Genomic DNA, 21,547 nt, shown 5'->3' with positions numbered 1-21,547 from the left:
TGACCCTATGGAAAGTGTCAAAGCAGTCGTATTTGCTTGTGGGACAGAGGAGTATGCTGTGCCTGTGGAGCAAGCGATTTCAATTGAAAAATTAGAGCAAGTAACACCTATTCCTCATTTACCTAACTATCTTCTAGGCTTTACAAGAATTCGCGGTGAGCTTGTACCTGTTCTTGATTTTGAACGCATACTGTACAATCGTTCATCGAATACAGCAACTGCTCGTATCATTGTGTTGAATACAGATGTTGTTAATTATGGATTACTTGTTACAGAAGCACGTGAAATTCTTGATTTCGATGAATCAGTACTTCAGCAATTGGGTCTAGTCAATTATAGTAAAACACGCTATTTTACTGCGGTAGCTAATCTTGAAAATCGAATGATTACGTATGTTGATCCCAAAATATTGGTTAATTCATTAGAGGGCATTCGTGAGATCATCAATTATTTACACAAAATGCTTGAAAATGAAAAGGAAAACGTAGAGGCTTAAGTACTCTACGTTTTTTTATGTTTGAATAGTAAATTTAACCTGTATTTTGTCGTTTTTACCTGATCATACATGTGACAATTATGCATTATACCTACAGACAAACCATCGCTAACCGCGTATGATAATGATTAAGAAAAAACTGAAAAAGGCAAACTTCATCGAAAGGGAGGGACGCCAAGCCATGAGTCTAAACACTATAATTTAGTGCATGATTGTCAGGTTGCCAGGTTCTGTTCTAGGAGCCGAGGCGAGTAGAATGGAGTTAGTTCGTATGAAGAGACAATTAAAAGTATGGACCGCACTAATCGTCATCATGATTAGTTCATTAGCTTTATCAAGTGGAAAGGTTGATGCCATGGCTATACAGGAAAAGGCTACGTGGCTGTGGGATACATCCCTTATCAGGGATGACCAAGAAAAAATATTATTATTTTTAGAACATAACGATGTCAATAAAGTTTATCTGCAAATCGATCAAGGCATAGCGAGCGATGACTATAAGCATTTTATTAGTAACGCTTCTGACAAAGGTATTCGCATTTATGCATTGGATGGTGCTGCAAGCTGGGTTTCAGCTGAGGGTAGTCGAAGCCAAGATGAATTGTTTAATTGGTTACATACATATAATGAGAATTCAACTGAATCTGAGCAATTTTCTGGGATTCACCTTGATGTAGAACCTTATTTAAATAGTGGATGGAACTTACATCAAGCACAAACGATAGAATCCTATCAAACACTAATAATGAAAGCAAGTGAGAAAGCGAGTCAGTTACAACTTACTTTAGAAGTAGATATGCCATTTTGGTTTGATGAAGTTCCGTATTATAATGAATTTGGAAAAGGGTTATTAGCTGATTGGGTCATTGACCATGTGGATAGTGTGACGATCATGGCCTATCGTGATGCTGCAAAAGATATTATCACTATTGTAGAACATGAAATCGCTTATGCTTCCACTATGAACAAATCAATTGTAATTGGTGTAGAAACAGGCGCTTCAGAGGAAGGGGTAAATATTACTTTTTATGATAATGGAGAAGCCTTTATGAATGAACAGCTTATACTTGTTCAGCAACATTTTTCAAATAATGACGCTTTTCATGGAGTAGCCATTCATTATGTGGAGAATTGGATGACTATGCGTCCATAAAAAAAGCCCTTCCAGTGTTAAACTGGAAGGGCTTTTCTATTGGTATTAGGACAGTCGACCACTGTAGTCCTCGAATTTAAATTCACGAATGATTTTAATACCTTCTTCATCATTATAAGAAACGATAGATGGTAGGTTGACACCGTTAAACATATGGTTTTTAACCATTGAATAATGAGCCATATCTGTGAATACAAGACGATCACCAGGTTTTAATGGCTGTTCAAACGAATAATCGCCAATCACATCACCAGCTAGACATGTTAGTCCGCCTAAGCGATATGTGTGTGCTAATTCATTTGCTTGTCCAGAACCTATAATCATTGGACGGTAAGGCATTTCAAGTACATCAGGCATGTGACATGTTGCTGATGTATCTAAAATAGCAAGATCCATTCCATTTTCTTGAATATCTAGCACTGTTGCTACTAAATAGCCTGTATTAAGGGCTACTGCTTCACCTGGCTCAAGATAAACAAGCAGGTTATACTTTTCTTGAATATAATTAATGATGTTCACAAGTTTTTCTACATCATAATCATCACGTGTAATATGGTGACCGCCACCGAAGTTTAACCATTTCATTTGGTGTAAAACATCACCAAATTTTTCCTCAACTACTTCAATAATACGCTCTAATGTATCAGAGTTTTGTTCACACATCGCATGGAAGTGCAAGCCATCGATACCGTCAAGCTGTGATTTATCAAAGTTAGCCAATGTTGTACCAAGGCGAGAGTTTGTGTAGCAAGGATCATAAAGAGCTGTTTCAATTTCTGAGTATTCAGGATTCACACGAATACCACATTCAATTGTTTTACCAGCAGATTTCACTTTATCCTTGAACTGAGCCCATTGGTTAAATGAGTTAAATACGATGTGATCCACATAGCCTAGAAGCTCGTCCATTTCATGCTCAATATAAGCAGGTGCATAAACGTGAACTTCTTTGCCCATTTTTTCATAGCCAAGACGTGCCTCATGCAGTGAGCTAGCTGTAATGCCCGCTAAATATTCCCCTACTAGTGGGAATGTTGAATGCATAGAGAAGCCTTTAAGGGCTAATAAAATGCGGCAGCCTGTTCGATCTTGAATTGATTTTAAAAGCTCAAGATTCTTTGTTAATAATCGCTCATCCACTACATAAGAAGGGGATGGAACTTTTGAAAAATCAATTGGTTTCATCGGCTTAATTCCTTTGCATCTAAATCAAGGTCTAATAATTCTGGATTATGGCTTTCTTGCCATGGTAGACCCCATTTATTTAGTGCATCCATGAATGGATCTGGATTGAAATCTTCCACATTCCATACACCTGGTTTACGCCATTCACCGTTCATCACAAGCATTGCACCGATCATAGCTGGTACGCCAGTTGTATAAGAAATCGCTTGTGAACCAACCTCGTTGTAGCACTCTTCGTGGTCACATACATTGTACACATAGTACGTTTTTTCTTTACCATCTTTTAGACCGCGAATGATACAACCGATGTTTGTTTTACCTTTTGTACGTGGTCCAAGTGAAGCTGGATCTGGTAATACCGCTTTAAGGAAGTGGATTGGTTGAATCATTTGTCCTTCAAATTCGATTGGCTCAATTGATGTCATACCTACGTTTTCTAATACTTTTAAGTGTGTTAGATATTTTTCAGAGAACGTCATCCAGAAGCGGATTTGTTTTAAACCTTTGATATTTTTTGCAAGTGATTCTAGCTCTTCATGGTATAGAAGGTAAATATCTTTTGGTCCGATTTCAGGTAGGTTATACACTTCTTTTTTCTCAAGTGGTGCTGTTTCAATCCACTCGCCTTCTTTCCAGTAACGACCATTCGCTGTAATTTCACGAATGTTAATTTCTGGGTTGAAGTTTGTTGCGAAATGATATCCATGATCTCCAGCATTGGCATCCACGATATCGATATAGTGGATTTCATCAAATTCATGTTTTTGTGCATGAGCTGTGAAAACGCCTGTTACACCTGGGTCAAAACCGCTTCCAAGTAATGCAGTTAAGCCAGCTTTTTCAAACTTCTCTTTATAAGCCCATTGCCATTTATATTCAAATTTTGCCGTTTCAGGTGGCTCGTAGTTTGCAGTATCCACATAGTGCACACCTGTCGCTAAGCAAGCATCCATAATCGTTAAGTCCTGATAAGGTAGAGCCACGTTAATCACTACATCTGGTCCGAAAGCTTTAATAAGCTCAATAACCTCTTCTGTATTGTCTGCGTCTACCTGTGCAGTATGAATTTTTGTTTTTCCGCCGTCTAGTTTTTCTTTTAGAGCGTCACATTTTGAAACAGTTCTACTTGCGATACAAATTTCCTCAAATACGTCCGAATTTTGAACACACTTGTGTACCACAACACTGGCAACTCCGCCAGCTCCGATAATCAATGCTTTACCCAATTGTCTACCCCCAAGTTCATATAAAGTATTGTCAAACAAGCTGATTATACAGAAAATTGATATACTACTCAATCATTGTTTTAAAATTTTCTACAAAAAAATTTATTTTTCTACAACAATTAGACGTATACGGAGGGGAATGCTTCGGAAAAGAAGGGAATCATGAATAAATCTACAACGCCATTTTAGTAAAAATTGAGGAAAATAGCTGTTGTATAGACCTAAATAATTGGTGACGTTACATCAGAACTCATCCTAGATACATCGACATCAAGTAAAAATTTTTCTCAATGAATGTTATGACATAGTATCTCTTCCGATTGACTATTTGATTCTTGTTACTAAATCATTCCTACTGACTTTACATAAAAAAATCCCTCTATAGAAAGGGAAGGAACCACATTAATCGTGCTGCATGTATCTATATGCTGGAAAAAGATACATATTATTTCAGAAAACGATTGGATACTTGGTGTTTTTCTTCCCCCCATATATAGAAGAAAACCACAAGCAAAGTACTAAAAAAACCCATCACAAGAGCATACGTACTGAGGGCTACTTCCATTTGACTTTGCATGGCATAAATAAAAATGGCCCCTATTGTTAAGAAGTTTCCTGTAACAATCGATATAAGATGAAAGCGTTTATTCATAGCAAGCCCTCCTATTAGATGAATTGGTAATGCTCAGGATTCAAGATAATTAACTTCAATTATCGCACAATTCAGAACTTTTTCCAATGTTTTTATCTTACTAGAATAATTAAAGATGCTTTTTTAATACATCTTTTTGTAGTATGATGAAAAACAACAGGAATATTCATAGATTATTACAAGAAAGGGGAGAGGATGGATCGTGAAATTACGCAATTCATTAACTTTTCAACTTGGGACGATTATCGCTGGTATTTTAGTGGTGATGCTAGGGATTACTTCGTTCGCTACATACATAACTGCTTACAATAAACTTTATGATGCTGCTGGTGTTGAGGCCTATGGCTGTGCCAATATCACGACAGGTTTGATCAATCCGCAACAATTGGACAAGGCCATTCAAGGCGACAAGGCTGTACAGGAAAGCATTGGGAAAGATTTGAACTGGACAACAGGTCATAAAGATATTTTCCAAACACAATATATTTTATCGTTGGATGGCACATTATTAGCGCTTGATGATCATTTGGCTGAAAAAGGCTATACCCCTGGTGATCAATTTTATTTAGATAAAGAAGCTATTGATATGTTGCTTACACATAAGCATCCAACATACTCACAGCCTTATACCTATGCAGGGATGGACCGTTTATCTGGTTATGCCCCTATTTTTAAAGACCATGATTCCAGTAAAGAGATTATTGCCATTAGTGTCATCGACTTTGATGCCAATATTGTTAAGGAGCGAACTTGGGATGTTGTACGGAATGGGATTTTAATTAGTATTTTCCCTATGCTAATTGCTTCCATTATTACAGGCTTTTTAATCCGTCGTAAAGTAAGACCGATTAGTGTGCTGATTCAGCAGGCGAAAGAAATTGCCAATGGTAATTTAGCTGTACCTGAAACAAAAATAAACAGTAAAGATGAAGTAGCAGATTTAGCGAATACATTAAATCGAATGACAGCTAATTTACAAAATATGATTATGACGATGCGTTCCACTTCTAATACTTTAACGAATAATGCAGATGAAACCGCTTCCACCTTGAACGATATGAGTAATACCATTCAAGGTGTCGCCAATAATATCGAAGAGGTAACAAGTGCCGTGACGGCAGGGATGCATCATGCTGAAAATGCGACAGATGTTCTTACTTCTTTAGCACAGGACCTTCAAATGATTCAAAGCAATGCCAATAACAGTGCTGATAATGCTCGACAAACGATGGAATTAGCAACAGAGGGTGAGCGACTAGCAAAAGATATAAGCAGTGATATGGCATTAATTCACAGCGGATCAGGTGAGGTACGACAAACAGTAGAAAACTTGGTTACATCTGCAACCAAAATTCAAACGATTACAACGTCTATTGCGAACATCGCATCACAAACAAATTTACTAGCACTGAATGCTTCCATTGAAGCGGCTAGAGCAGGAGAGCATGGCAAAGGCTTTGCTATTGTTGCTGAGGAAGTACGGAAGCTTGCTGAACAATCTAATCAAGAGGTATTGCAAGTTGAACAGCTGATTCAGGATATAATGAAGCATGTGCAGCAGGTCATGTCATCTACGAATGATAATACGCAATATATTGAAAAAGGAACAGAGACAGTGCGTCTAACCGCACAATCTTTAGGAAATATTTCTACAGCAGTGGCTGCAACAGTAGAAGAAATGATTACCATTTCTAATGCTATGACCGCTGAAAACGAAAAATCTACACGTATTGTGCAGATGATTCAACAATTAACAGAATCTATTCGTGATATAGAAGAAACGATGAATATGATTACTGTCGCAGCACAGCAAACAACTGCAAGCATTGATGAGGTGGCACATGGCTCTAATGAAACAAATCACATGGCACACACACTCGAACAACATGTAAAGGCGTTTAAATTAAAAGAATAATAGAAAGATTAGGACATATTGGCTTTTGCTTATACTACTTAAATGGTAAACTAGCAATAAGATTTTTCTTTTGCGAAGGTGAGGATTTTAATGGTGGTAAAACAAATGAACGAGCAAGTTCAACAAGTCAATGACTTATTTTTGAGTGGTCAAGTAAAGGAAAGTTATCAACTAGCTAAAGAAATATTGGGCAATGATACAGCGATCGCAGAAGAGGCCTATCAAGTCATTCAGCAGCATGTGGCAATGCTAGAGGCAAATGGGTATGCAAATATGCCTCAGCCTACTGATGACAAAGCAAAGCAAAGTAAGGAACGTACAGATGGTTCGTATCCAGAACGAGATGTTCTCGCAGCTTATATAGGTAGTCAGGATGATGAGCAATTTGGTAAAGTGGTCGATGAATTATTAGCAGGACCTATAGAAGCGCAGGCGAACGCCTATTATACAATGGCAGAATATTATGTCCTTGCAAAAGAACAGGACAAGGCATCAGTGCAGTATGCGGAGGCAATCAAATTGCAGCCCAATAAGGCATTGTATTGGGGAGCATTTGCACAGTTTTTAAATCGCCACGAAGGTAGCCCTTATTTGGCATTAAGACTGATTGAAGAAGCAATACTCCTAGATGGAATGAATCCTCGTTGGCACTATATTCAAGGTAATATATTTTTCCAGCTAGTAGCAGCGACAAAAAATTTAAGTTATTTGCCTGCCTTGGAAGAAGCGTGGGAGAAAGCTAAAAAACGTTGTACAGCTAAGCAAATCTCATTGAAATTGGATTTGGAGAAGTCAAAAGATTTGTTAGCACAATGGAAAAAGCAAATGCTCTAACAGGTAAAAAGACATGTATCTTTTAATAATTATTTCCTTTCAAGTATAATTATGCTATAGTGAAACCATAAACGGACGTATGAAGCTTATCGATGACATGAAAGAAGTGTTTTTTTGAGTTTATATGTAGCGTATGTATTGGTAGGACTTGCCATTGCCATGCCTGTAGGAGCTATTACAGTAGAAATGACAAAGCAAGGACTCAAAAATGGTTTTATGCACGGCTGGGCAGTTGGGCTTGGTGGTATGACCATTGATATAGTATTGGTTTTTGCTTTGTATATGGGACTAGCCTCCATCTTGGCTATGCCTTTGATTCAACTACCTATGTGGATTATTGGAGCGGGCTTTTTATTCTTGTTAGGCTATGATTCTATCAAGAATGCTGACCATGATATTACATTGGCAGGAGAAAAAGTAACCAAATCGTTTTTTGCCTCTTATTTTAACGGCTTACTAGTGGCCATTTCGCCTGGTAATCTTGTTTTTTGGGTCAACGTATTTGGTGTGGTGCTAGCAAAATCTTATGGACAAGGGGAGTCAACGAGCTTTTTAATTATTGCTGCTGGTGTTTTAAGTGGAATTTTACTCCACGATATCGGTTTGCTGACCATTGTCTCGGTTACTCGTAAAGCTATGAATCGGAAGATGATTAGGACATTTACAATTGTCGCAGGCTTCTTATTGATTGGCTTTGCTTGTTATTTTATCTATGAATTTATACAAGGAATTAAGATTTATATATGAAAAGTGCGATCCCTAAAGATCGCACTTTTTTTTATTGTGCAACAGCCTCAGTATGCTCTTTTATACAAGCTAAAATTTCTTCTGCTACTTCATGCGCTAATGCTAGTTCTGAAGTAAAGCCAACACAAGAACAATTCATCTCACCTAAAATATAGCAATCTTCTCCGACTTCATTGGTATCTAGCATAAAGTCAGCAGTCCAGATTAGCGGTAAATCATAATTGCCTAGTAGGTTTGTTACTTGAGGGAGCTGCTTTAAAAAGTTCTGTACCAGCTCTTGCCAGTCTTCAGGTTTGTCATAGCGGTATTGAGCGCCAGAGAATAGAGTTGCGCTAAAGGCATCCTCGGTAGCAGCTGGTTTTTTATGTACGACGTGTACAGGATGATCGCGCAACATGAATAAGCGGATTTCGCCTTCTGTAATCCTTGGAAGAAAGCGCATATCAATTAACATACCATTCGTCCCTGTAATATACTGCTCACAAAATGTCATAAAGTCGTCAAGCTGCCAATATTCTACATGGTTATCTTTTGCTTCAGTACATTTGATTTGTGCATCAAGTGGCACTTCAGTGATCCCCTCTGCAAGCGGTTCCACCAATTTTACACGCCAAATACCTTCTCCAGTGGAACCACGATTTTGCTTCAAAACACGCTCTGTTAAGGCTAAGGAAGCAGGGAATTGTTTTTTGAATGCTTCGATTGTGTAGTAGGCAAATGTATCATCAGGTACTAAATTTGTTGTCGTCAGTTTTGATAATACGTCTTTTGAACCATAGCTAATCATGGCGTCTGGATGTGGCATCCCTATAACGCCAGCTTGGCATAGCTCTCGTAGCATAGCAAAGTACTCATCCTCATGCTGTAAGTTGCCTGGGTTAATACGAGATACATAGGCAACACCATGTTCCTTCACATAGTGAAAGATTTCCTGCTTTTTTGTGATATCAAAGAAGAGCACCTCTGCATCTTGTCCACGTTGCTGTAGCGCTTCCACCATTGGCATTGTATCTGGGCGATAGCCATCTGGTCCTTTATCTGTGCCGCCCTCCACCTCGAAAAAAATAACTTTTTTATCCATAAAATACCTCCTTATATCTGTTGTTATGTTCAGTATAGTAGACAAATAAGGAGAAAAGATAGATAAAATATGTAAATTTTATGTATAAATTCATATATTACTATCTTGGTAATAGGAGGTATTGACTATTAAAATTCATAACTCTCTTAATTTTCTGTTTTCAAGCTTGCTTTTTCTGAAATACTGTAAGGTATAAAATCATCAGAAGAATTAGCAATGTACCAATAAACTGATAGCCACCAAAAGCAATCTTTAACCACCAAACACTTGTGATGACAGCCATTAATGGTTCAAGACTACCTAGTAGGCTTGACTCCTTTGGTGAAAGATAGTGCAAGCTAGCAATATAAAACCAAAAAGCGAACATTGTCCCAAAAATAACAATAAAGAGAAAATAGGCAATGGTTGAAAACGTCCATTCTGATAGGTCGATAGCCCATGGTGGGTGAGCTATACTCATTACTATACCACCGATGATCATCGACCAGCCGACAACTAGTAATGAATGGAATTGCTGTAAAAGGGGGACGGCATAAATGGTATAAAATGCAACAGAAAGACCAGATAAGATCCCCCACAACACAGCCATAAAAGGAACGGACAATGTTGAAAAAGAACCGTTTGTTAATAATAAAAAGGTCCCCACAAGTGTAAGTGACACAGCTATACCATCCTGCTTTGTCAATGGACTTTGCCTGGTTAGAAAGTAATAAGCCATGATAAACAGTGGCGCTAAATATTGCAATAATGTGGCTACAGCTGAATTACCAATAGCGATTGACATCATATAGGTGTATTGGACAGCAAGCATGCCGAGTAGGCTAAATAAAATTTGTCTAAAAGCATTTTGCTTTGTGCGCCATATGATGAAAATGGATTCTTGCCGATGGGTCATTTTATAAATAGCTATTAGTAACAGACCTGCTAAAAGTAAACGACTAGAAACAAGCCAGCCAACTTCTAAATTGTCCTGCTGAAATAGTCGTTGGGCAACGGTCCCTCCGATTCCCCAGAAACTTGCTCCAAGAATAACTAGTAGAAAGCCCAGTGTACGTTTATTTTGGATAATTTGATTCATCTGTTTACATCTCCTAAACTATCAATATAAGATGATTATAAAGTGATTAAGTGGAAAAAAATATCGATTTAATCCAATAAAATATCAATATATTGAGGTGTTATAAATGCCATTAACACATATTAAAATTGCTAAAGATTTACAAGAATTAACCTTGCATGGAACAAAGGAATTTCCAGTTGCCTTGTATGAAACGATTATGCGATTAGAAAGCATGGATTTTCTACCTCTCCATTGGCATAAAGAAATACAATTTGTTTTTATAAAAAAGGGATGTGCACAGTATCGAGTGGGGACGGACGTTTTTGTATTGAAGCAAGGCGAGGGGCTCTTTATTAATGCCTCGGGATTACATGAAGCAAAACCTTATCAAATTGAGCAAGCGATCGTTTATTGTGTAAATGTAGATCCAAAGTTAATGGGGGGGCATGAGGGCAGTGTCTTTTTCTCCAAATATGTAGAACCGTATATTACAAGAAATCGAATACCTTATGTCAAATTAACAGAAGAGTTAGCACAGAAAGTAGCAACGATTGCTGAATTAATGCGAGAGCAAACTGCTTTTTTTGAGTTAAAGGTACGGAGAGAGCTTCTATTTATTTGGGAATCCATGCTAACCCAATCCTTATTGACAGAACAAATAATGGATTCTGCCACTATTGTGCAGCATGAACGAGCAAAAGCTATGCTAGATTTTTTACACGCACATTATCAGCAGAAAATAGCATTAGAAGATTTAGCTAGCCAAGTGTATATAAGTCGCGCTGAATGTAGTCGTTTTTTTAAGAAAATAGTGGGCATGACACCATTTACCTATTTATGCCAATATCGACTGCGCAAAAGCATAGAATTATTGAAAGGTAGTGAGCGATCTGTAACAGAAATAGCGGTTGAAACAGGCTTTAGTACTGTCAGTTATTATATTAAAAAGTTTAAAGAATACACTGGCTATCCGCCACATGTTTATCGTAAGAAGTTTTTAAGTGTGAAAAATAATTGAACGTGAATGGAAATAGGAACATCTTTTATTCTCAAATTCTATACAAGATGAACCATTTGGCATAAAGTAAAATTATTAGTAGAGAGGGGGCGTTGTGAATGGTCTTAAAAAGTAAGCAAAATATTTGGCTAGCCTTATTATTAGTGGTATTAGCAAGTAACTATACACTCTATAATACAGGATTTGGCACATCTCTTTTACCTATCGAAACAAATGGTGTTGTCATGGGCTCATTGATTGATTGTATTGTGGTGGTACCTGTGCTATTTATGCTTTATAAAGGAAAATTTTCATTAAAGCAAGCCATCCTATTAGCTGCAGCTGGCTGTATTGCAGCACGTTTTATCATTCCTATGGAACACCTTCAGCCTTATGTGGCAGTGACATGGGCTGGATTTGCGATTGAAGGGTCTATTATTCTATTAGAAATTATCCTAGTGGCAACACTTGTACGATACCTGCCTAAAATCCTAGGGGAAGTGCGGAGCAGCTCTTTACCTGATCTCTTTTCATTTTCAAAAGCTGTAGAAAAACATGCACCCAAGCATCCAGTTATTCAGATGTTCTGTGCCGATTTATTAGTGCTTTATTATGGTTTCGCGAGTTGGAAAAGACAAGAACGACAAGGTTTAACTTTGCATAAAAATTCTAGCTATATCGCTTTTCAGCTCATGATTATTCATGGGATTGCTATTGAAACAATTGGTATTCATTGGTGGCTACATGAAAAGTCAATGATACTTTCCATTGTGTTGCTTGTTTTTAATATTTATTCAGTAATCTTCTTTCTTGCGGATATGCAGGCTATTCGCCTAAATCCTGTGTATGTCACAAATGATACATTGTACTTATCTCTGGGATTAATGAAACGTACTGAAATTCGTTTTGATCATATTGCTGAAATCATCGAAGACAAGGAGCGATTAGAGGGAAAATTATCAAAAGATACAATAGACTTTATAGCACGTGATTTTGGTGAGGCCTATCCGCATTTTATTTTGAAAATGAAAGAGCCTGTGGAAGTAACGTTTATGCTAGGGATCAAGAAGCACTATAGTCATATCGCCATTAAAGCAGACCAGGTTCAAGAATTTAGACAAATGCTTGTAGAAGGAATGGCAATGAGCCAACAACATTGACTATTTTTAGTGTTAAAAAACAAAATAGTCAATTAAAAGGTAGAAACGAATTTCTGTTGCAGGCTATTGGTTTTCCTATGGCCTCGCCTCTTTCGCTATCCTACGGGAGTAAAGTAGCCTTCCACTCCACCCCATAAAAATATTCCTGGTTTTCAAATAAAGTAAAGGGTTCGCAATTCTTTATGGAGAGGTGTTGTCACGCATTACTTTTCTATATTGAAAACACTTGTGCAGCAGGGTTGATTGTAGTGGAGCTAGCGTCACTCCTAGGAGGATTTAGCATCTCAGAGGAGTCCTTGGAGCGAACGGAAGTGAGTGAAGCGGCATATCGGATGCCCCCCTGGATAGGACGCTGGCGGAACGGAAATCAACCTCTCACCTTGCAAAGTTGCTTTTTCTGCCGTTGACTTCAACTCTATTTAACAACATGAAATAGTCAATGTTTTATGATCAAAACATGGACTATTTTTTTATTGATTGATTTTTAGCCATGCTTTCGGATAAAAAGTCTTTACTGATGATTATCATCTCATCTGTTAAGAAATGGAGAGAAATCCATTCTTTATAGTTTAATAAAATATTCAATATACTTAGCTCGGAGATTGCATTTCAACAACAAAGGACCTAGTGATTTACTAGAATATGATTATTTTATCCTGTTTTAATAAAAAGTGATAAATACTATTTAACCTAATTTTAACCTTCGGATTTTATAGTTTTAATGAACTAAAATAGAAGGAGTGTTTATTTTGAAGGTAGTTCCAAGAAAGATTACTGATTTACAGGAAGGCTTTGTTTTAGGGAAAGATTTATATGTTGAAAATCGTATGCTAATAAAAAAGGGAAGTGTATTAACAGCACGTATTATTACATTATTAAAAAACCGTCATGTTCAACAGGTATATATTGAAGTGCCGATAGACAAAGAGGTTAATCAAATACAGTCTATTACAGTACAACAGCAACAAGATTCTTTAGTAAGTAGTGAATGGAATGGAATGCCTAAATTCCTGCAAGCGCTAGCAGCATTGAGTACGGAGAGACGATATGGTCATGCTTTAAAAAATATGGATGATATCGTATTTGTGCGAGATTTATTTGAAATGTATATGGAGAATCTAAGCTATCGAAGGCTATTGCAGACACTAAAAAAATATGATGAATATACTTATATGCATGCGCTTGACGTATTTACACTCGGTACATTATTTGCGAAAAAAGAAGGTATTCCTGATTTAGAGCATTATGCATTAGGCTTTTTATTTCATGATATTGGTAAATTAAATATTCCACATGAAATTTTATCGAAAGAGGAAAAACTAACTGTGGAAGAATTTACTATCATGCAGAAGCATACACAGCTTGGCTATGACCTATTAAAGGAACTTGGACTTGAATCCATTGCCTTTTTGGCAAAACTACATCATGAACGGATCGATGGCTCTGGTTATCCAGATGGATTAGCAGGAAAAGAGATTCCAAAGGTAGTATTATTACTACAGCTGATTGATATCTACTCGGCTATCACGATGAATCGCCCCTATCAACAAGAAATAGGGGCTGCAGAAGCTATAGCTACTATCTATAAAGAAAAGCATTTATTAGACGGAAAGCTTTTGGCTAAATTTGTTGATTTTATTGGTATCTATCCAGAAAAGTCCATTGTCCTTTTGTCAGATGGAACGCATGCCTTAGTAGAACATGTCAATCTTATGTTCCCGCTTCTTCCTACGGTTAGAAGATTAGATTCGAATACAATTTTTAAGTTACCAGTAAATCTTCAAATAAAAATTGAGAAACTTATTACATATTATGTAGAAACACCGGATCAGTTGTTTCAGAAATTTTCTGAGTATTTAATAAAAGGCGAAGCGCATTTAATGGAGAAATATTATAATAAGCTAGTTGAGCAACACACCATTTCCGAATGCATTACTAAAATTTATATCCCCGTATACCAAATCTTTGATGTGCTCAAAGAACAAGTAATGTTAGAAAATGTACGAGTAAAGTTAAGAGGGTTATTAAACAAGGCTATATTCCATTTGCGAAAAGATACGAAAACAAAAAGCTCTTCCATCTTTCTAGTCGATCAAAATCTACGAGCAAGTATTCCTTTACTGTTATTAGAAGGTGTTTTTTATGTAAAGGGAATCTGTCCTATTATCATAGACATTACAACAAGCAAAGAGGAGTTATTGCAAATCGCAGATTATTGTGAAGCGACTGCCATCTGTTCATTTGAAGAGGAATATACCCCATTAATCGGTACAAACCGAAAATTGGAGCTCTATAATATTACACCAAAGAAGTTAGAGAGCCTTGTTTTTAGCTTTGCTGGACAATCGATGAAACAAATCAATATAAAGGTAGCGTTGCAAAAATATAAAGCGGTTACAAAGATAATAAACAACTAGTATTGAAGAGGAGGGTTTATGTGTGAATGATTGTATTCTTTTACAGTCTAGTCAAGATTGGCATCTACAAAGAATGTATATGAAGAAATTTAACAAACTGGTACTGGTAAAAAGTGTTCATCATAATTCAGCAGAGACGAGAGCCAAACTACAATATGAATTTTCTTTGTTTTCGAATGAGCAAAATCCTTGGTTATTAAAGCCAATTGCTATTGATTATATAGATGATCAATATGCGATCATTTATGAAAATTTTAATGGAGTCCCCTTAAAGCAATTCAGTAATAACTTGATTTCTTTGCATCAATTTCTACAGATTGCGATTGACCTTGTCAATATTTGTATGAAAATGCAACAAAGTGGTTTACTATACCTACACCTACATCCTAATCAAATCTTAATCAATCCTAATTCTTTAAAAATAAAACTATTAAGCTCTGAATTTAGTACAAAATATGATGTAGAATCTCCAGTTGTGATAGAAAATCCCTATGAACGACTAGAACAGCTACCCTATTATGCACCTGAGCAAACGGGCAGACTTCATTTAGAGGTAGACTATCGGACAGATTTATATGCACTGGGGATCATTTTTTACGAAATACTGGGGGGGCAATTACCTTTTCAAGCAAAGGATGCCGTCGATTTGATTTATGAAATCATCACCAAAAAACCCGAGGCATTGGTGAGTATAGACAGTCGTTATCATTCTTTGCTTTGGGAAATCATTGAAAAGCTATTAGCTAAAAATCCAGCTGATCGTTATCAAAGTGCCATTGGTTTAAGAGAGGATTTACTACATATCCAACAGAAACTTTTAGTAAACGAACCGCTTGAAAATTTCCTGCTTGGTAAACAGGATTTGCATCTGAATATGGGGCTGTCTACGAAGCTGTATGGGAGAGAATCGCAATTCGCAGAGCTTTCCTCTATTTTTCGTCAGGTTGCAAAAGGTGACAAAAAGATGGTTACGATATCAGGAAAAGCAGGGTATGGAAAGTCCAAGTTAGTTCAAGAACTAAAGGGTGAAATTGCGGCCGCAAAAGGCTATTTTATTACAACTAAGTATGAGCAATTGCAATTAGAAAATGACTATTCCATTGTCATCCATCCTTTAAGGAGTTTATTAAAATTTATTTATATGGAAGGTGAAAGGTCTGTCCATTTGTGGGAAAAATTATTTCAAGAGGTTAAATTAGTTGTGACAGATGAACTTATCCATCTATTACCTGAACTTAAATGGTTTGTGAAGGAGGAAGTACACTTCCAAAAAGAAGTTAGCCAAAATACAAAACAGCTTCATTCGTATACGTTTATATCGATTCAAAAAATTTTATTGACATTTGCTATTCAGAAGAAACCAGTTATATGGTTTGTAGATGATTTGCATTGGGCCAATCAAAGTACAATTGAAATTATGACCCAAATCTTTGAGCAACACCGAGCAGGATACTTTATGATGATTGGTACATTCCGAGTGAATAAGGACAGCACAGGGGAGGAAAATCAGCAAAGAACTACTAGTTTTTCGAGCGGTCATCATATCCATTTACCTCTGCTTCAGGAACAACATGTTCAACAATGGTTGAAGGCGTCTTTCCATGCAAAGCCTCATACCATACAGCTCATTACCAAGCAATTATTTAATTTGACCAAAGGGAATCCGTTATTTGTGAAAGAAGCGTTTCGTTCACTCCAGCAAGATAACACAATTTATTTTAATGCAACAACAAAAGAATGGGAGTTTAATCGTAAGAAATTTAATTTATCCCGTTTAAATAACGAGCTACTAGCCTTTATTGAAACTAGAATGGCTAATTTAACAACAGAAGCCCATGAGATTTTACGAATAGTTGCATGTTTTGGGCAGCGCTTTGAATTTACAGATGTCTTAAAGCTCGTGTCCTTATCCGCTCAAGCGTTATTAAAACACCTGGAAACACTTGTTGAAAATGGCTTTATTATTCCGTTAGATGCCCATTATAAATGGGCAAGTACGTTAGAGCATGAAGGGATTTTACATACATTTTCTACCAAATTCCGATTTATCCATGATCGTATTCAACAAGTAGCTTATCAGGAATTATCAGGGCAATTGCGTGCAAAATTTCATTATCAAATTGGCCAACTTTTAACAGATGATCCTCAAATAGCTGCTGATCATGATCGATTAAGCGAAATCGTCATGCATTTCAATTACAGTCGACACTTATTGACTGGGGAAGAAAAGCAAAAGCTGGCTATTTGGAATTATCAACTCGGTATTGAGGCTAAAAGAATAGGGCTCTTTGATAATGCGCTAAAATTTTTTACAACTAGTAAAGAACTATTGACACCTGATCATTGGGAGACTAGGAGAGAACAGTCGGTTAAATTATATGCAAATTTAGGTGAATGTGAATATTTAACTGGTCACTACGAACAATCGGAAAGGCATTTAACAGAAGCTTTGCAGCATGCACAGACAAAATTAGAAAAACTGATGATTAACAATTTGAAAACAGTATTATACATTGAGTCCGATAACCCTATTATTGGTCTAGAAGCAGGCTTGGCAGGTTTTCAAGTTGCGAATCTTAAAATTTCAGCATATCCTAAAAAGTCACAGCTTCTAAAAGAGTATTTATTGTTGAAATGGGCATTGCGACGTATGTCTGACCAAGACTTGTTGCAGCATCCACCAACGAATAGTAAAGAAATTGATATTTTGATTCATTTAATTATTAATATGACGGCAAGTGCTTTCCTATTAAATCCTAACTTAACAGGTATTCTTTTAATGAAAGGGCTACGTTTACAGTTGAAGTATGGCGCTACATCGAAAAGCGGCATGGTATTGATTAACTATGCTATGCTTTTAAATGCAGGTTTTACCAATATAAAAGAAGCCACTCGCTTTGGCAAACTAGCCATCATTGTGGCAGATAACCAAGAAAGCATATATATCAAGGGCCATACTTATTATGTGTATGGCGTGTTTATCAGTCATTGGACAGAACCCTATGAAACCAGTATTCAATATATTGACGAGGCTCAAGCAAAATGCCAAGAACTCGGCTTATATCATCTAGTATCCTCAGCTTCATGTTTTATTGTTGCGATACGACTTATTCAGGGTGTTGCCCTAGAGGATTTACAACAAGAAATTAAACGACAACAAGAGGAATTTTCTAATCATGCAAGTACCCTTTCGATTGACTTTTTAGCGGAAATGGGGAGATGGATGAATATCCTCCGCACTCCTCATCATCCTGTACATTGGGCTTATCCCATCACAATACAGGATCAGCCTGCTATTAAAATCATGCATTATTCAGTGCGTTTACAAATGTCTTTTTTATTAGCTGATGAAAAACAAGGGAAAGCGATTCTGGTTGAATTAAAGAAGCTAAGTAAGGACACTTATACATTACCAATCACCACGGTCTATTATTTTTATCGGTCCATGTGGCAATTTCACTTTCTGCATAGTCAAAATTGTCAGGTACAGGAGCAGAGGTTGTTTTTAAAGGATATACGTCAAAGCCTTAAGAAATTTAAGAAATGGGCTGTTTATTCTTCAGAAAATTATGAGCATCTCTATGCTTTATTAATGGCAGAGAATTACCGTTTACACAACAACGACAATGAGGCAGAACTCTATTATGACCGAGCAATACGATTAGCAAGTATGAATGGATTTGTCCAGGACACAGCCTTAGCATATGAACGAGCGGCAAACTATTATTTCGCAAAACAGCAAAAGAAAACGGCAAGACATTATATACTAAATGGTATTCAAAATATTGAAACGTGGGGAGCAGAAACAGTTGCTAGAAGATGGGCAAGAGATTATCAAATACATCGCAAACTGGAGAATCATAGTAGAGATTCACTCACGTTTGATATGATGACGGTTTTTGAAACGACTCAATCATTTGCAACAGCTATTCGTATGGAAGATTTACTGCATAAAATATTGTTTTCACTGTTAAAGCATGTGGGGGCAAATAGTGGTTATTTCATTCATAAACAGCGGCAGGAATTATTGGTGTTGGCAAAGGCGGAAGCTGCAGAAAAAACGTTTACGATGTATGAACACCAAAGTATGGAGAATTTTAATGCGAATATGCAATCGATTATACGCTATGTTCTTAATAGTAAAGAGCATGTGATTATCGACAATGCACAAATGACACAGCATCCTCTTTTCTCCTACTCGACGGCTAAATCTATTCTTTGCCTGCCGATTATCCATCAAAATGAAATTATTTCGATTTTGTATTTTGAGAATACCTTAATGACGAATGCCTTCCATCCATCTCATGTTCAGCTATTGAAAGTGATTGCGGCTCAAATTGCCGTTTCTTTTGAAAATGCGAAAATATATGGAGATTTAGAAAAACGTGTTCAGTTGCGTACTAAGGAGCTAGATGAGACGAATCGGCATTTGATAAAAATGAATGAACGTTTAGAAAAAAATGAACTGGAACGTAAAAAACTCTTGCATAGTATTTCCCATGAATTACGCTCCCCGTTAACCTCTACATTAGGGTATATAGAACTTATGCTAGAGGGAGTGATAGTTGACGCAGTAGCCAGAAAGAAATATTTAAAACGGAGTAAAGAAAGGCTACTATCATTAAATAGCTTAATTCAAGATTTGTTTGATTTAGCAAATCTAGAAGCTGGTAGAGCAGAATTTTCTTTTACTGAGGTAAAGGCGAAGGAATTATTTTTACAAATGGTAACCCGTTATGAGGATGAAGTAAAACAATCAGGATTAACATTCAGTGCTCACTTTTATGGTCATGAAGAAGCTCAGCTCTTGATTGATAAAACACGAATCAATCAAGTGATTGAAAATATCATGACCAATGCAATGAAATATACATCAAATGGTGGTATTCAAGTGTCCATTCATGTAGAGAACAAGCACTTGAGTTGTTCAATAGCAGATAGTGGCATTGGTATTGCTGAGAGTGATCTTCCCTTTATTTTTGATAGCTATTATCGAGCAACTAACATCCATGAAGCACATTCGCACGGCATTGGCTTAGCTATCTGTAAACAAATTGTTCACCAGCATAATGGTGAGATTTTTGTTGAAAGTCTTGAAAATGAAGGAAGCATATTTAGCTTTACATTACCACTAGTTAAGACATTGATAAAAAATTAAAAAGGGGTGGTGAGTGTTTTTTTACTTCTCACCACTCTCTTTTTTATAGACAAATTGGTAGCCAAAACCTCTCACTGTTTGAATCCATTTCGGCTTTGAGGGGATATCTTCAATTTTACGACGAAGTGTACTAATATGGACAGATACGGTTTTCAAATCAGTGACACCGTCATAGCCCCACACATGATCAATGAGTTGATCAACACTAATCACTTGATTCGCATGCTCAATTAGAAAAAAGAGGAGCAGCTTCTCCTTCGTAAATAAATTTAAAAGCTGACCATCCTTATAAACATTTTTCTCATCTAAATGTATGGACAAATTATCAATATGTACAATATTACTTTTCTTTGATGGGTTCCTTCTTTTTAAATGTGCTTGGATACGGGCCAATAATTCTTTTGGAATAAATGGCTTTGTCATATAATCATCTGCCCCCACCTCAAAGCCCTCAAGTTTCTGTTCAATTAGGTGATTGACGGTCACAAAAATGATAATGACATCCGACACATCACGAATTCTTTTGGCTAACTCGAAGCCTGTACCATCTGGTAAATTAACATCTAACAAGATTAAATCTGGTTGTTGCGTGACAGCGAGATGCCAGCCACTGGATAGAGAGGATGCCTTTAATACACTATAATTAGCATTAGCTAGCGTGAGCGACAAAACCTCCATAATATCTATATCATCTTCCACTATTAAAATTTTCTCGTTCGACATATCTATTAATCACCTTCCTATTTCAAATATACCAACTTTTGTCTAGGTTGGGAATTAGAAGACTTAGAACTCGCATGATTTTAGAATCCCTCATAACCTTTAGGTTAAAATAATCACTAAAAAGACTTCTATTTCCCCATGAGAAAATGAAGTCTCTAAAAAATTAATCTAGGTGTGCGATAGCATGGAGTAGATCATCACGGACGGCCTCCCAAAATTGCTGTTGAACACTATCACTGTACGTATACAGCTCTTTATGTTGAACATGGTCATAGATGGCAGCAATCGTTTCTTGATGAAAAGAGAGACGATGGTTTAATAGCTCTCGTTCTTCTTCCATACAAAATAGTTTATAAATATCGGATAAGCGTTCAAACTTTGCTAATTTCTGTGTCATCACTTCATATTGTGTTTGATGAAAACGCCCTACGGCAGAAGTCATTGAGATTTTTGCCCGATGCTCTGCTTGTAATGTCCGATACTCCTCTTGACGGATGGCCACCCGATACCAAAATTCATAGCGATTTGGTAATTCTTTTAGTTCATAGGTAAGTAATGATTTTAAAATTGAATGCACTTGTTCATATGTATCGATGAACTTCGCTGGTTCTTTAAAAATGCCAAACATACTACCACCCCCATGTAGTTTAATACTACGAGTGAAGATTAAAATCCTTTAAAATAATCATAATATTCAAAAGCGAGAACCTACTAATTATTGAAACCTTGACTCCGTAGTTACG

General features: G+C 36.7%; 16 protein-coding genes and 1 riboswitch. Of the genes, 9 read left to right on the top strand and 7 right to left on the bottom strand.

Annotation, left to right across the window (positions count from 1 at the left end; translation table 11 throughout):
* Positions 1-7 precede the first annotated feature (7 nt).
* Both EW028_RS15845 and EW028_RS15840 read left to right on the top strand, forming a co-directional pair.
* Positions 8-496: a chemotaxis protein CheW gene (locus EW028_RS15845; RefSeq protein ID WP_048392313.1), complete on the top strand. Its 489-nt coding sequence runs from the start codon at positions 8-10 to the stop codon at positions 494-496.
* A 137-nt stretch (positions 497-633) separates the two neighbouring features.
* Positions 634-724: riboswitch (cyclic di-GMP riboswitch) on the top strand.
* 43 nt (positions 725-767) lie between these two features.
* Positions 768-1,649, top strand: coding sequence for an amidase (locus tag EW028_RS15840; RefSeq protein WP_227744963.1), 882 nt, complete (start codon positions 768-770; stop codon positions 1,647-1,649).
* 45 nt (positions 1,650-1,694) lie between these two features.
* On the opposite strand, the gene nspC is transcribed toward EW028_RS15840, so the two are convergent.
* From nspC to EW028_RS15825, 3 genes are all read right to left on the bottom strand, one after another.
* Entirely contained in the window at positions 1,695-2,834 is a 1,140-nt protein-coding gene (nspC, locus tag EW028_RS15835) for a carboxynorspermidine decarboxylase (protein ID WP_131521563.1), read from the bottom strand.
* On the bottom strand, positions 2,831-4,060 hold the full coding sequence (locus EW028_RS15830; RefSeq protein ID WP_048392314.1) for a saccharopine dehydrogenase family protein: 1,230 nt from the start codon (positions 4,058-4,060) through the stop codon (positions 2,831-2,833). Before EW028_RS15830 ends, nspC begins: the two co-directional genes overlap by 4 nt.
* A 445-nt stretch (positions 4,061-4,505) precedes the next feature.
* Positions 4,506-4,712 (bottom strand): hypothetical protein, encoded by a 207-nt coding sequence (locus tag EW028_RS15825; protein ID WP_131521562.1) that lies wholly within the window; start codon positions 4,710-4,712, stop codon positions 4,506-4,508.
* A 202-nt stretch (positions 4,713-4,914) separates the two neighbouring features.
* Here EW028_RS15825 and EW028_RS15820 point away from each other — a divergent pair, with 202 nt between their 5' ends.
* From EW028_RS15820 to EW028_RS15810, 3 genes are all read left to right on the top strand, one after another.
* Complete coding sequence (locus EW028_RS15820) at positions 4,915-6,627, top strand: methyl-accepting chemotaxis protein (protein WP_131521561.1); 1,713 nt, start codon at positions 4,915-4,917, stop codon at positions 6,625-6,627.
* Between the two features lie 90 nt (positions 6,628-6,717).
* Positions 6,718-7,461 (top strand): tetratricopeptide repeat protein, encoded by a 744-nt coding sequence (locus EW028_RS15815; RefSeq protein ID WP_131521560.1) that lies wholly within the window; start codon positions 6,718-6,720, stop codon positions 7,459-7,461.
* A gap of 114 nt (positions 7,462-7,575) precedes the next feature.
* A complete protein-coding gene (locus EW028_RS15810; protein ID WP_048392317.1) occupies positions 7,576-8,208 on the top strand; it encodes a LysE family translocator in 633 nt (210 codons plus the stop codon).
* Positions 8,209-8,239: 31 nt separating this feature from the next.
* Here EW028_RS15810 and EW028_RS15805 read toward each other — a convergent pair whose 3' ends face one another.
* Together EW028_RS15805 and EW028_RS15800 are read right to left on the bottom strand one after the other, a co-directional pair.
* Positions 8,240-9,289 (bottom strand): Cj0069 family protein, encoded by a 1,050-nt coding sequence (locus tag EW028_RS15805; RefSeq protein ID WP_131521559.1) that lies wholly within the window; start codon positions 9,287-9,289, stop codon positions 8,240-8,242.
* A 160-nt stretch (positions 9,290-9,449) separates the two neighbouring features.
* Complete coding sequence (locus EW028_RS15800) at positions 9,450-10,367, bottom strand: DMT family transporter (RefSeq protein ID WP_131521558.1); 918 nt, start codon at positions 10,365-10,367, stop codon at positions 9,450-9,452.
* A 106-nt stretch (positions 10,368-10,473) separates the two neighbouring features.
* Here EW028_RS15800 and EW028_RS15795 point away from each other — a divergent pair, with 106 nt between their 5' ends.
* From EW028_RS15795 to EW028_RS15780, 4 genes are all read left to right on the top strand, one after another.
* Positions 10,474-11,367, top strand: coding sequence for an AraC family transcriptional regulator (locus EW028_RS15795; protein ID WP_131521557.1), 894 nt, complete (start codon positions 10,474-10,476; stop codon positions 11,365-11,367).
* A 98-nt stretch (positions 11,368-11,465) separates the two neighbouring features.
* Positions 11,466-12,506, top strand: a complete 1,041-nt coding sequence (locus tag EW028_RS15790) for a beta-carotene 15,15'-monooxygenase (RefSeq protein ID WP_131521556.1) — start codon at positions 11,466-11,468, stop codon at positions 12,504-12,506.
* Between the two features lie 749 nt (positions 12,507-13,255).
* Positions 13,256-14,923, top strand: coding sequence for an HD-GYP domain-containing protein (locus EW028_RS15785; protein WP_131521555.1), 1,668 nt, complete (start codon positions 13,256-13,258; stop codon positions 14,921-14,923).
* A gap of 22 nt (positions 14,924-14,945) precedes the next feature.
* Positions 14,946-20,081, top strand: a complete 5,136-nt coding sequence (locus EW028_RS15780; RefSeq protein ID WP_131521554.1) for an ATP-binding protein — start codon at positions 14,946-14,948, stop codon at positions 20,079-20,081.
* 21 nt (positions 20,082-20,102) lie between these two features.
* Here EW028_RS15780 and EW028_RS15775 read toward each other — a convergent pair whose 3' ends face one another.
* On the bottom strand, positions 20,103-20,804 hold the full coding sequence (locus tag EW028_RS15775; protein ID WP_131521553.1) for a response regulator transcription factor: 702 nt from the start codon (positions 20,802-20,804) through the stop codon (positions 20,103-20,105).
* Positions 20,805-20,967: 163 nt separating this feature from the next.
* A complete protein-coding gene (locus tag EW028_RS15770) occupies positions 20,968-21,432 on the bottom strand; it encodes a hypothetical protein (RefSeq protein WP_131521552.1) in 465 nt (154 codons plus the stop codon).
* Positions 21,433-21,547: the final 115 nt, after the last annotated feature.

This window comes from Lysinibacillus sp. OL1, from assembly GCF_004332175.1.
In the GTDB taxonomy this organism is placed as follows: domain Bacteria; phylum Bacillota; class Bacilli; order Bacillales_A; family Planococcaceae; genus Lysinibacillus; species Lysinibacillus capsici.
This window is presented reverse-complemented; position numbering and strand designations above follow the sequence as displayed.

Coding starts and splice junctions, on each gene's coding strand:
- EW028_RS15795 (WP_131521557.1), top strand. CDS start 10,474: ATGCCATTAACACATATTAAAATTGCTAAAGATTTACAAGAATTAACC.
- EW028_RS15815 (WP_131521560.1), top strand. CDS start 6,718: ATGGTGGTAAAACAAATGAACGAGCAAGTTCAACAAGTCAATGACTTA.
- EW028_RS15800 (WP_131521558.1), bottom strand. CDS start 10,367: ATGAATCAAATTATCCAAAATAAACGTACACTGGGCTTTCTACTAGTT.
- EW028_RS15770 (WP_131521552.1), bottom strand. CDS start 21,432: ATGTTTGGCATTTTTAAAGAACCAGCGAAGTTCATCGATACATATGAA.
- EW028_RS15825 (WP_131521562.1), bottom strand. CDS start 4,712: ATGAATAAACGCTTTCATCTTATATCGATTGTTACAGGAAACTTCTTA.
- EW028_RS15845 (WP_048392313.1), top strand. CDS start 8: ATGGAAAGTGTCAAAGCAGTCGTATTTGCTTGTGGGACAGAGGAGTAT.
- EW028_RS15790 (WP_131521556.1), top strand. CDS start 11,466: ATGGTCTTAAAAAGTAAGCAAAATATTTGGCTAGCCTTATTATTAGTG.
- EW028_RS15840 (WP_227744963.1), top strand. CDS start 768: ATGAAGAGACAATTAAAAGTATGGACCGCACTAATCGTCATCATGATT.
- EW028_RS15805 (WP_131521559.1), bottom strand. CDS start 9,289: ATGGATAAAAAAGTTATTTTTTTCGAGGTGGAGGGCGGCACAGATAAA.
- nspC (WP_131521563.1), bottom strand. CDS start 2,834: ATGAAACCAATTGATTTTTCAAAAGTTCCATCCCCTTCTTATGTAGTG.
- EW028_RS15775 (WP_131521553.1), bottom strand. CDS start 20,804: ATGTCGAACGAGAAAATTTTAATAGTGGAAGATGATATAGATATTATG.